Annotated in this window: 12 protein-coding genes; 11 read left to right on the forward strand and 1 reads right to left on the reverse strand. The window is 36.2% G+C overall.

Annotation, left to right across the window (positions count from 1 at the left end):
* The first annotated feature begins 348 nt into the window (after nt 1–348).
* The 4 genes from OH814_RS20380 to OH814_RS20395 all read left to right on the forward strand — a co-directional run bounded on the left by OH814_RS20380 (nt 349) and on the right by OH814_RS20395 (nt 3,822).
* On the forward strand, nt 349–1,332 hold the full coding sequence (locus OH814_RS20380; protein ID WP_308829436.1) for an L-histidine N(alpha)-methyltransferase: 984 nt from the start codon (nt 349–351) through the stop codon (nt 1,330–1,332).
* A gap of 14 nt (nt 1,333–1,346) precedes the next feature.
* Entirely contained in the window at nt 1,347–2,540 is a 1,194-nt protein-coding gene (egtB, locus tag OH814_RS20385; RefSeq protein WP_308829437.1) for an ergothioneine biosynthesis protein EgtB, read from the forward strand.
* 187 nt (nt 2,541–2,727) lie between these two features.
* A complete protein-coding gene (locus OH814_RS20390) occupies nt 2,728–3,156 on the forward strand; it encodes a hypothetical protein (RefSeq protein ID WP_308829438.1) in 429 nt (142 codons plus the stop codon).
* Between the two features lie 474 nt (nt 3,157–3,630).
* On the forward strand, nt 3,631–3,822 hold the full coding sequence (locus OH814_RS20395; protein ID WP_076561142.1) for a cold-shock protein: 192 nt from the start codon (nt 3,631–3,633) through the stop codon (nt 3,820–3,822).
* 82 nt (nt 3,823–3,904) lie between these two features.
* Here the strand turns inward: OH814_RS20395 and OH814_RS20400 are convergent, their stop codons facing one another.
* Nucleotides 3,905–4,186, reverse strand: a complete 282-nt coding sequence (locus OH814_RS20400; RefSeq protein WP_308829439.1) for a hypothetical protein — start codon at nt 4,184–4,186, stop codon at nt 3,905–3,907.
* A 160-nt stretch (nt 4,187–4,346) separates the two neighbouring features.
* On the opposite strand from OH814_RS20400, the gene OH814_RS20405 reads away from it, so the two are divergent.
* The 7 genes from OH814_RS20405 to OH814_RS20435 form a co-directional block, all read left to right on the forward strand.
* Entirely contained in the window at nt 4,347–5,651 is a 1,305-nt protein-coding gene (locus tag OH814_RS20405) for a DUF2254 domain-containing protein (RefSeq protein ID WP_308829440.1), read from the forward strand.
* Nucleotides 5,652–6,321: 670 nt separating this feature from the next.
* Nucleotides 6,322–6,861, forward strand: a complete 540-nt coding sequence (locus OH814_RS20410; protein WP_308829441.1) for a tail fiber protein — start codon at nt 6,322–6,324, stop codon at nt 6,859–6,861.
* Between the two features lie 53 nt (nt 6,862–6,914).
* The gene (locus OH814_RS20415; RefSeq protein WP_115621447.1) at nt 6,915–7,454 is read left to right on the forward strand and encodes a phage tail protein; all 540 of its coding nucleotides are present in this window, start codon (nt 6,915–6,917) and stop codon (nt 7,452–7,454) included.
* Between the two features lie 35 nt (nt 7,455–7,489).
* Nucleotides 7,490–8,032: a tail fiber protein gene (locus tag OH814_RS20420; protein WP_308829442.1), complete on the forward strand. Its 543-nt coding sequence runs from the start codon at nt 7,490–7,492 to the stop codon at nt 8,030–8,032.
* Nucleotides 8,033–8,088: 56 nt separating this feature from the next.
* Nucleotides 8,089–9,210, forward strand: coding sequence for an ABC transporter substrate-binding protein (locus OH814_RS20425; protein ID WP_308829443.1), 1,122 nt, complete (start codon nt 8,089–8,091; stop codon nt 9,208–9,210).
* Nucleotides 9,207–10,145, forward strand: coding sequence for a formyltransferase family protein (locus OH814_RS20430; protein ID WP_308829444.1), 939 nt, complete (start codon nt 9,207–9,209; stop codon nt 10,143–10,145). Before OH814_RS20425 ends, OH814_RS20430 begins: the two co-directional genes overlap by 4 nt.
* An 18-nt stretch (nt 10,146–10,163) precedes the next feature.
* Nucleotides 10,164–12,961: beta strand repeat-containing protein (locus OH814_RS20435; RefSeq protein ID WP_374990589.1), on the forward strand; the 2,798-nt coding region annotated here is incomplete at its 3' end.

Raw genomic sequence — 12,961 nt, forward strand, 5'->3', positions numbered from 1 at the left:
TTCAATTAATATATAAATCTCAATTTTATTTACATTAAAACACACTCTGGCTTTCATTCCATAAGATTATACCTATAAATGCATTGTTCTAAGCTATTTTTAAAGCCTATTATTAACAGATTTCCACTCTGTACAATTTGTCTAATATCTTTCACGACTAAGAAATATATCATACAAGACATATTTGTTTACTTTTATGCAATATTAGATGTAAATATAATTGCAATTCAAAATGATAACATCCAATAAGAGTGACAGGTAACTAAAAAGTTTCTTTAACTTAGTATTATGTTTCAACATTGTCGGCAAGATAGTTGTAGTTTTAAAAGCAAATCAAAAATAGTATATATGAATTCACAGTTTGATACAGATCTGCAGATTGGAAAGAGTAATATCGATACTTTTCGATCTGATGTATTTGAAGGACTAAGCAGCAATCCCAAAAAAATGTTTTCAAAATATTTTTACGATAAAGCAGGTGATCAGATTTTTCAACAGATCATGAAGATGCCCGACTATTATTTAACCAACTGTGAACTTGATATATTTAAAAATAAAACCCAAGAATTAGCCGATATTATTTTAGGTAACGATGAACCTTTCGATTTGATTGAGTTGGGCGCTGGCGATGCAATTAAATCATCTTATCTGCTGAAGTTTCTGGTGGAGAAAAATATTGATTTTACTTATATGCCAATTGATATTTCAGGAAATATTCTTTCAGTGCTTAATGAAAAATTCAGTAAAGAACTGCCGACAATGGATATCGTTACTTTAGAAGGCGATTATTTTAATATGCTCGATAAGGCAACTTCTATTTCAAAAAGACGAAAAGTAGTTCTTTTTTTAGGGGGAAACATCGGTAATATGGATTTAGAAGAATCTTATAATTTTTGCCGTGAGCTCAACCAAAAGCTAAACTTAGGTGATCTTTTGCTGATCGGTTTCGATTTAAAGAAAAATCCACATACTATACTCAATGCCTATAATGATACCGAAGGCATTACTGCATCATTTAATCTAAATCTTCTTCTCAGAATCAATCGTGAATTGGAAGCAGATTTCGATGTTACTCAATTTCAGCATTATCAAACGTACGACCCTGCTTCAGGAGCATGTAAAAGTTATCTCGTAAGTCTTGAAAGACAAGATGTTCACATAGATAACCATATATTTAGCTTTGAAAAAAATGAGTTGATCGATATGGAAATCTCCCAAAAATTTTCTAAAGCTGATATTAATAAACTAGCAGAAAGCTCAGAATTTCATGTTCTTGCAGAAATTACCGATTCCAAAAACTGGTTTGTAGACTCTATATGGCAAGTTGTTTAATCTAAATAATTCATATGAAACCAAATTCAACTATACTTACAGAAGAAATTGGCGTTAACAATTTTTTGAAACGTTATTCTGATATTAGAAATCATTCAGTTAAAATCTGCGAGCCTCTGGAAATTGAGGATTATGTGGTGCAACCAATCGTTGATGTAAGTCCACCCAAATGGCATCTCGGCCATACAACATGGTTTTTTGAAACTTTTATTTTACAACCAAATTTTCCTGATTATAAGGTCTTCGATTCTCAATATAATTTTGTTTTCAACAGCTATTACGAGACGGTAGGAGCCAGAGTAATACGCACAGATCGAGGGAATCTGAGCCGTCCGTCTGTTGCTGATGTCTATAAATATCGAGAATATGTTGACGAAAAAATGAAAAACTTTCTTGAGAGCGGTCTGTTGACAAAAGAGATAGAACCGCTATTGGAACTCGGTCTCAATCATGAACAGCAGCATCAGGAATTATTATTGACTGACATAAAATATATTTTGGGACACAATCCGCTTTTTCCGGCTTACAGAAAACAGCTTGATATAGAAAAGAAAGTTTTCCGCAGTAAAGAAATGCTTAGTTTTTCAGAAGGTGTTTACGAAATTGGTTTTAATGGTACAGGTTTCTGTTTTGATAATGAGTTGGGAAGACATAAAGTTTATTTGAATGATTTTGAAATTTCAAGTGAATTGGTCACCAATAAAGACTATTTAGAATTTATAGAAGCTGGCGGCTACCAAGATTTTAGATACTGGCATGCAGAAGGCTGGGATTGGGTAAAGCAGAAAGAAGCGAAATCTCCTTTGTATTGGCATTTGATTGATGGCAAATGGATGAATTATACTTTGAATGGTCTGAAAGAATTAGATTTAAATGATGCAGTCTGTCATATTAACTTTTATGAAGCTTCAGCTTTTGCTTCTTGGAAAGGTATGCGTCTGCCTACCGAAGCAGAATGGGAGGTTGCCTCCAATAAATTTGAATGGGGAAATCGCTGGGAATGGACAAATTCTGCATATTTGCCTTATCCGGGTTTTACCAAAGAAGCAGGCGCCGTAGGTGAATACAATGGAAAATTCATGGTTAATCAAATGGTTCTTCGTGGTGCATCTGAAGCAACTCCAGTTGGACACAGTAGAAATACGTACCGAAACTTTTTTCAAACAGATCTTAAATGGCAATATACAGGAATTCGACTTGCTCGTTAGTTTGATTTGACTCATTTATTTTAAGAAAACAATTGCTTTATTAGAGATTAAAAATAATAGCTTCTAAATCAATGTGTTAATTTTTTTTATTGCATAGTGAACATATTTTATTTATTTTTGCATTCAAATCATTTATAAAGATAAATATAATAAGTATTATTACTTATAATATATAACAAATAGCAATATGAAAATTTCAAATAGTAAGTTCGTTAAGGCGGCGACCTATGTCCTGCTGTTTGCTTCTGTATTACCAATTTTTGGTATTATTCTTTATAAACATTTTTTTCTTGATTTATTTTTTTGCGGAGTTATAGTCCTTATTCTCACATTTCTAATAAGAATAAGGAGTACTGAAGTTGAAAATTCTGGAGGTTGCTTTACTGTAAGACAAATTCATCCATTTTCACCAAAAGGATATGTACGTCCGAAAGTTGAATTTCCAATTACTTTAATTCAACAGTTTATGATTAAAGAAGGATTGGTTAAAGATCATTTAAATCTAAAAATTCAGTCCCAAAGTTCAAGAAAGAGCATTCATGTGGATCTGGTTTTCTTTGATAGAAAGCAAATCAGAACATTGCAGTCTGCGATGCAAAGCCAATTGTCGTTTTAATATCGCTCTACTTTCTAATCTTATCTTAAAATTTGTAATGTATTTTATCTTGTAAGTTTAGAAATTATCTAAGTTGCATTACAATTTCTACTATCAATATTAATATAGATTCATAATTTTAATGGTCTCTTTTTTACCATAAAAACGTTTTTCATCGTTTTTATTTACTGCTCTTTCATTAAAATAAATAAATAATTGAAATTAATATTGTGAGTGTCATTTATTTAGCATACATTTGTAAAATAATAAGGCAACTGAATAATCTGTGTGAGATTAAATACTAATCAGATTTTTAAATAGCCGATTAATTTTGTCATTAATATTTTAGGTGTACTGCCTTTTAAGAAGTTCGATTTTCACTCTTAAATTCTATTCATCCATTTTTTTCTCTCAAAATTTATTATTGTTTTGATTTATAATCAAAATACTGGGATTATCCTATAAAACAGAATACAATTTTTAATACATAATACAATGCAACAAGGAACAGTAAAATTCTTTAACGAAACAAAAGGATTTGGTTTTATTACTCCATCAGCTGGTGGTCAAGACATTTTCGTACACACTTCAGGTCTAATTGATAATATTCGTGAAAATGATGTCGTAACATTCGATTTACAAAATGGAAACAAAGGTGTTAATGCAGTTAACGTTAAAATAGCGTAACTTCAATTAATAACTATATAGTTATAAAGAGAGCAAATAATTTATTTGCTCTCTTTTTATTTTAAGAATCCAGCCAGACCCATTATTGATTATCAAGTTTTGATTTTATCTCGGCTAGGTCAAGAGCTATCTTTTCCAGTGAAGCTATTGTATTCCCTTCATTGTCCTTTATTTTTCCTGAATTCACCAGGCTGTCGTAAAGGATCATATTTCTTTGAAATTCCAAAGCCTTTCCAGTGAAAAACTGGTCGATTGCGCCTCCTTTGATAAATGGAACTTCTTTATCATCAAACGCATCCACCAGAAGCTGTTTCGTTTCTAACAAATCTTGTAATAAAATTTCTTTTGTTGATTTTTTAAGCATTTGTATTGAATTTTTATAACACTAAGTTACGTGAAAGAGTACAATCTGTCAAAAAAAATTCAATATAAACTAAACATCACTATCCTACGAATAAGTGATCAACATAAAAAGATAATTATCTAAACCACTAGAAATCATATCTTTTTAGTATATTCAGTTTATGAAAAAACTGCTTTTCTTTTGGAGCGAGTTAAAATCAACCTTTTGGTTTGTTCCTGTGATTATTATCGTTGGAGCCATATTTTTTGCAATTCTTATTTTAAGTATTGACGGAAATTTAGCATTAAAAAACGAAGGCATCAAAAGATTCTTTTTTATCGGAAGTTCGGCTTCAGCTAGGAGCGTACTTTCTACCATATCAGGAGCGATGATTGGGGTTGCGGGTACTGTTTTTTCTGTGACTTTGGTTGCTTTAACGCTTGCTTCTTCACAATTCGGGCCACGATTGATCAGGAATTTTATGTATGTACGTTTAAATCAGGTTGTTTTAGGAACCTATATTTCAACATATATTTATTGCCTCATCGTACTAAATACAATAAAAGATACCGAAGATTACAAGTTTATTCCTTCATTATCTATCTTATTCTCCATTCTTTTTGCGGTGATGAATATTGTGTTGCTTATCATATTTATCCATCGTATTGCGATAAGTATTCAGGCCGATCATGTTATTTCGGAAATTTCTGTTTCTATAGGTAAAGAAGTGAAAAAATTATTTCCCGAAACCGAAGATGATGAGCAGGAAGAACCAATTATTGTTGATTTAGAAGAAGAAACAGCAATTTATCGGAAGGAAATATCTATTCCTGCCACTCAATATGGATATGTGCAATATGTCGATATTGATGCTTTATTGCAATTGGCAACAGAGAGTAAAAGCCTTATAAAACTCAATTACAGACCTGGAAGTTACATTGTAAAAGGAATTGATTTGGGTACTTTATATTATCATGAGATTGAAGAAGATATTTTAGAAAAAATACAGAAGCAGTTTATTTTGGGCAGCGCAAGAACGTCACAGCAGGATATTGAATTGTCTATTCACCAAATGGTAGAAATTGCCGTTCGTGCTTTGTCTCCTGGAGTAAATGATCCCTATACTGCGATTTCCTGTATAGATAACCTGACTTCCACACTGTGTTATCTGTCAACTAAAAAATTTCCGCCAAGCTATCGTTTTGATGACGAAGAAAATCTTCGCGTAATTACCAATGCATATGATTTTGAGCTGGTTACTGATGTTGCTTTCAATCAGATAAGATTATATTCTTCCGGGAATACTGCTGTCGTTCTAAAATTAATGGATGCTTTGGTGCTTATACATAAAATGGTAAAAAACCAAAAATATAAAGACGCTGCAAAGAAACATGCAAGAAAGGTGCTCAATGTTGGTCAGCAGTGTATAAGCGATAAAGAAGATCTTGAAATTTTAACTGAAAAATCTAAGCAAATTCTCGCGTAATCATTCCGAATAAATACCAAATTACTCGAAATTAAACTATTTTTTTAAAGCCGGTGTCAAAATTCACAACTGATTAACTATTCAGTTTGGTCAAAATAAAAGACTTTGCTATACATTTTTATTGTTCTTTTTTGTGTGAAGATAAATCGATAAGTAAAATCAGTATAAATACGTACTTGTATGTGTGTTGCAATTTCTAATTTTGACAATAATCATTTAACATAATAATACAGAGATAAATTCATCAATATTTTATTTGAAATAGATTAAAAGATTAGTATTAAACATTTATGATTTATTATATTATTATAATCAAAATAAATGTATATTTGTTAATGATTGTTAATTAATAATTTGTATTTGTTAATAATTACAAAAAAAACTAAACCGACCGAAAACTAAGTTAACATGAAAAAAATTCTGCGAAAAATTCCCCTCTTAATTTAATTATCACTTATGTGTGAAATTTAAAAACAGTACAGTCGCATGCTCTTCTATACATAGAAAATGTAGCATATTGCATATTGTTGTTTTGTACTCTCTCTATATCCCGATGAAATAATTCAAACCGGGAGTTATAGCTCTGTCAACTCTACTTGATGATCTCAAGAGTTTTAATCTATTTACTAAAGATAAAATTTATCATTTTCAATCAAAAAAACAAATAACTATGGAAGGAACAATAGGAGAAATCCGCCTTTTTGCCGCAAACTTTGCACCTAGAGATTGGTCGTATTGTAATGGTGCATTAATTGCAATCAGCGCAAACACCGCTTTATTCTCTATTTTGGGAACCACTTATGGAGGAGATGGAAAAGCCACTTTCGGCTTACCTAATCTTTCAGGAAGATCTGCGGTGGGAGCAGGACAGGGACCTGGGCTATCTTACTATGCTTTAGGTGAGATGACGGGGACAAATACTACAACACTTACAATTTCTAATCTTCCGCCGCATACTCATACTGCGGGAGGAAATATTGTGATTCCGGCATATTCGGAAGAGGGAGATTCTGCAACTCCTACAAATAATGTTTTGGCTTCAAAGGGATCTATGTATACATCTCAGGCAAGTGATTCTAGTACCAAAGCAACTCCTTTGAATATTCAAGTGGGAGTTACTGGCGGAAGCATACCTATTAATATTACTCAGCCTTCATTAGGAATGAATTATATTATTTGCATGTATGGAGTTTTCCCATCTAGAAGTTAATCTTAGGTCATTCTGAATTTTTTTAAACTAATAATAATTAAAACTAAAATACTATGGAAGGTTATATAGGAGAAATTCGATTGTTTGCGGGGAATTTCGCTCCAAGAGGATGGTTTTTCTGCGACGGAACAGAATACAGCATAGCAAATTACTCTACACTTTTTTCAATCTTAGGAACTACTTATGGTGGTGATGGGCAAACTACATTTGGTGTACCAGATTTACGTGGTCGTGTTGCTGTAGGAACAGGACAGGGAGCTGGTTTACAAAATATTACATTGGGTCAGGTAGGAGGTACAGAAAATGTAACAATGAACACTTCACAAATGCCGATGCATACCCATAATGCAATGGCTACAATTGCATTTCCTGCTTTTTCAGAAGGAGGAGAAACGGGTTCCCCTTCGGGAACAATTTTAGGAGGACTTCAAGGTGCTTATGCTACTCAACCTGCAGATACAAATATTGCTCCGGCAACAGCTTCAGGGGCTTTATCTGCTGTAGGTAGCGGTAATCCTTTTGAAATTTTACAACCTGTTTTGGCTGCCAATTATATTATTTGCTGCGAAGGAATTTATCCAAGCAGACCATAATTAAGTAAATTTTTAATTCTAAAAAACTAATCATCATGGATGGAACAATGTCAGAAATAAGAATGTTTGCAGGAAATTTTGCTCCAAAAGCCTGGGCTTTCTGTCAAGGGCAAACATTAGCAATCAATACAAATCAGGCTCTTTTTGCGCTTTTAGGAACCATGTACGGAGGAAATGGAGTTACAACATTTATGTTACCCAATTTTGCGGGTAGAACTGCTATGGGAACAGGAAGTGGAGCAGGAATTGATAACTGGACTCTTGGAGAGATCAATGGTACACCGACGGTGACGTTACTTACTCCCAATCTGCCTATGCACAATCATGCTTCCGGAACAGAAACAGCTTCTATTCAAACGTTTTCTGAAGGAGGTGATACAGGTTCTCCCTCAAATGCCACACTTGCATCATTACCAGGTTTATATTCAAGCCAACCTGCAGATACAGCATTAAGACCAATTACAACGGCATTCAGCTTAAGCGTTGCAGGAGGAAGCCAGCCTATTAGTATTCAGCAGCCGTTTTTAGGAATGAACTACATCATTTGTTTATACGGAATTTTCCCTTCAAGATCATAATTAATAATACAAAAGCCTCTGATAGTTTATTCGATTAGAGGCTTTATCGAAAAAATATGAAAATAGCTTTACTTTTACCACGATCTGTTATTTATCCTTCAATGTCTTTTGATATGATGGATGGCTTTAAGCAAGCGTTAAAAAATATTGGCTTGGAAGGTCATCACGAAATCATTTCAGCGGGAATAGGTGTTGCCGCAAAACATGAAGAGATCTATGAACGTTGCGAGCAATTTCTTTTGGAAGGTGCGGATATTATCATTGGATATATTAATCCTATTTCAGCAGAGTTTATTCACCCGCTTTTCGAATCTTCAGGGAAAACTTTGCTTGTTTTAGACAGCGGATATCATTTTCCTGCTTTTCAGGGGAAACTTTCTAATGCATATTTTATATCTCTTCAGGGAGGTTTGTGTACAAGGGTTATTACTCATAAAGCAATTGAAGATGGGCATAGAAATTTTGCATTTACGTGCTCTTTTTACGATGCGGGCTATCGTCCATCTTATATCTATCCAGCTGCTGTTGAAGAGAAAGGAGGTACCATAGGCTTCAATCATGTTACGTCTTTACGCCGTGAAGATTTTACTCTGGCTCCACTTACCGAATATCTTGAGCAGCAAAAAGAAACTGCAGTTCTTGCAACATTTTGTGGCGATATGGCAGATGATTTTTTCAGAGCCGGGAATAATCTTGTAAATAATCACTCGGTGTACGGAACGGGTTTCACAGCCGATGAAGCTTGGCTTTCTAAAATGCCTTATCCTGGAAGCGAATGGAGTTCTTCCGTAGCTTGGTCTAAAACTTTAAAAACGCCTGAAAATGAAACTTTTGTAAGTATAATGAATAATATTAAAGAAGGCAAAGCCAATCTTTTCTCTTTATTGGGATGGGAAGCTGCTCTTTTTATTGCATTTGAAAACGAACGTTTCGATGGAATTACAATCAATTCGCCGCGCGGAAAAGTATATATGAATCCTGAAAATAGATTCACGGAAGCTTCGGTTTATTATGCAACAGTTTCAAAAGATGAAAATACAGGAAACTGCCTTCTGAAAGATGTTGAGGTTGCCTCGGTAACAGAATCTGAACGTGAAAGTTTAAATAATAATATTAAATACATTCAGAGTATTGAAGCTAACTCTTGGCTTAATGCTTATGCGTGTCTAGAATCATGATGACAGCATCCAAAATAGTAGTTTTATGCAATAATCGTATGGCGGTTCCGGCTTTGCAGGCTTTAGCTTCGCAAGGTCGACTTTGTGCTTTAGGAGTGCCGGAAGCAAATACAGATGTCATTGATTTTTGTTCAATGCTTTCAAAACAGTCCGGAATTCCATTATTAATAATTAAAAAAGAAAATCTTTCTGCTCAGCTAGAAGAATTGATCACTAAAACAAATGCTCAATTTATTTTCACCATGACGTTTCCCTGGAAGATACCTGCAGAAGTTTTAAATAAACATCAAGGTAAATTCTACAATTTTCACTACGGATTATTGCCTGAAATGAGAGGCGCAGATCCTGTTTTTGAATCTATAAGAAGTGGTGCAAAAGAAACGGGGATTACCGTTCATGCCATTGAAAATAAAATTGATAAAGGAGCAATTATTTTGAAAAAGATTTTACCTCTTTCAATAAATATGACACACGGTATACTTTGTACCAATTTGTCATGGTTGGGCGCAAATTTACTCAGTGAACTTTTAACCTTATTAAAAAACAATTCTAAAGGAATAAAACAAGACGAAGACAATGCTAAATATTTCGCAAAACCTGCAGCAGCAGATGTTTGCATTTCTTGGCAAAAGTATGATGCTAAAACCATCGAGGCTTTATCCAGGGCATGCAACCCGTGGAATAAAGGAGCATACACACAATGGAATGGCTGGAATATAAGAGTGGTGGAAGCCACAGTAATTAACGAAACTTCACATCAATCTGATATTCCCGGAACTATTCTGTCGTTGGACGAAGATAATGGGCTCATTGTAAAATGTAATAATGAAACTCAACTTCGATTAGATATCATCTACACAGATGAAGGATTTATGAGCGGTCACAAATTGTTTGCTTTTGGGATGAAAAAAGGCAGCCGGTTTGTGAATCTTTAACCTAAAAATGAATTAAATATGAAAAATTTTTATTCAAAAATCAAAACGCTGACAAAGGCGGTCCTCATAGCAGGATCGTCATTGTTGGGCTTTACAGCTAATGCGCAAACAACCCTCTTAGCAGGGGATATTGCGTTTACAAGCTACGATTCTACTCCTTTAGCAGGAGTGGGAGACAAGTTTTCTTTTGTTCTGCTTACAAATATTTCGGCAGGAACAACTATTAGTTTTACCGACAGGGGCTATAATGGCTCTGGATGGCAAGCTGCCGGAGGAACAGAATCTGCCATTACTTGGGTAAGTAGTACGGCAATTCCCATGGGAACAGAAGTACATATAGTAGGACTTGTAGCTTCCACTTATAATCCGGTAACCAGCACATCAACTACAAATGGTACTGTTACACTTACTGATGGTTCGTCCACCAATGGTCTTTCATTAGCCAATACGGGGGATCAGATTATTGCATTTCAGGGAGGTAACGGAGCTATTACAGGAAGCGGAGCTTACTGTATTGCAGGAATCAACTACTTGTATTATCCAGGAGGAGGAACTACAACGGCAGGATGGAATGTTGGAGTTCCAGCAGGTCCCAATTCTTCATTAATGCCTCCCGGACTTATTGGAGGGACAAGTGCATTTTATACAGGGGCACAATCAGGAAATATTGTTGCTCAATCAGGAAAGTTTAACTGTACAGGTACACCAACTACTACAGCGGCTTCAGTACGCTCGGCGGTAATGACTATGGGGAACTGGTCGCTTTTAGCTTCTGCAGGTACAACGGCATATTCAGGATGTCAGTTTATCGGTAGTAACCCAGTAATTACAGGAAACCCACCAAACAGAACGCTCTGCTCTGGCGAAAACACAACTTTTTCTATTACCGCAACGGGAGCAACTTCTTATCAATGGCAACAAAATACAGGGAGTGGTTTTGTTGCTATACCTAATGGGGCACCATTTTCAGGAGTTACCACAACTACGTTAACAATAACGGGAGTAACAGGAACAATGAGTGGATACCAATATCGTTGTGTTGCAACTAATTCTTCAGGTTCGGCAACTTCAAATTCGGCTACCTTAACGGTCTCGTCGATTTCTGGAAATATTAGTAAAACAAATGTTTCATGTAATGGAGGTACCAACGGAGCTGCCACAGTTATTGCGTCAGGAGGAATTGGTCCATATACCTATTCATGGTCACCAAGCGGCGGAACTGCAGCAACGGCTACAGGATTAGCAGTAGGAAATTATACTGTAACAATAACAGACATTATTGGATGTACAACTACAGCAACTGCAACAATCACTCAACCGACAGCAATTTCAGGCACTACAGTGGTTACGAATATTGCATGTAACGGAGGATCAACAGGAGCTATCAACTTAACACCAACAGGTGGATCAGCACCTTACACGTTCAACTGGGGAGGAGGAATCACCACAGAAGACCGCACGGGATTGGCAGCTGGAACTTACACCGTAACGATTACTGATGCTAACGGATGTACAGGAACAGTAACAGCAACGGTAACTCAGCCAACAGCGATGAGTGCAACGGTTTCACAAACAAATGTTTCATGTAACAGTGGCTCGAATGGAACGGCAGGAATTGTTGTAACGGGCGGAACAGCACCATATACGTATTCATGGTCTCCGAGCGGAGGAACTGCAGCAACAGCTACAGGATTATTAGCAGGAACGTATACGGTAACAGTAACCGATGCTAATGCATGTACGATAACAAGAACGGTAACGATTACTCAGCCAACAGCAATTTCAGGCACTACAGTAGTTACAAATATTGCATGTAACGGCGGTTCGACAGGAGCTATCAATTTAACACCAACAGGTGGATCAGCACCTTATACTTTCAACTGGGGAGGAGGAATCACCACAGAAGACCGCACGGGATTATCAGCAGGAACGTATACGGTAACCATTACTGATGCTAACGGATGTACAGGAACAGTAACTGCAACAGTAACTCAACCTGCATCAGCAATTTCAGGCACAACAGTGGTTACGAATATTGCATGTAACGGCGGATCAACGGGAGCTATCAACTTAACACCAACAGGTGGATCAGCGCCTTATACGTTCAACTGGGGAGGAGGAATCACCACAGAAGACCGCACGGGATTGGCAGCTGGAACTTACACCGTAACGATTACTGATGCCAACGGATGTACAGGAACAGTAACTGCAACAGTGACTCAGCCAACGGCGATGAGTGCAACAGTTTCACAAACGAATGTTTCATGTAACAGTGGTTCAAACGGAACCGCAGGAATTGTTGTAACAGGCGGAACAGCACCTTATACCTATTCATGGTCTCCAAGTGGTGGAACCGCAGCAACAGCAACAGGATTATTGGCAGGAACGTATACCGTAACGGTAACAGATGCTAATGCATGTACGATAACAAGAACGGTAACGATTACTCAGCCAACTGCAATTTCAGGAACGACAGTAGTTACAAATATTGCATGTAACGGAGGATCAACAGGAGCTATCAATTTAACACCAACAGGTGGATCAGCACCTTACACGTTCAACTGGGGAGGAGGAATCACCACAGAAGACCGTACAGGATTAGCAGCAGGAACTTATACGGTAACCATTACTGATGCTAACGGATGTTCGGGAACAGTAACGGCAACGGTAACTCAGCCAACGGCAATGAGTGCAACAGTTTCACAGACAAATGTTTCATGTAACAGTGGCTCAAACGGAACGGCAGGAATTGTTGTAACAGGCGGAACAGCACCTTATACATACGCATGGTCTCCAAGTGGTGGAACAGCAGCAAC

Origin of the sequence: Chryseobacterium sp. CFS15, assembly GCF_031118795.1 — a bacterium.
In the GTDB taxonomy this organism is placed as follows: domain Bacteria; phylum Bacteroidota; class Bacteroidia; order Flavobacteriales; family Weeksellaceae; genus Chryseobacterium; species Chryseobacterium indoltheticum.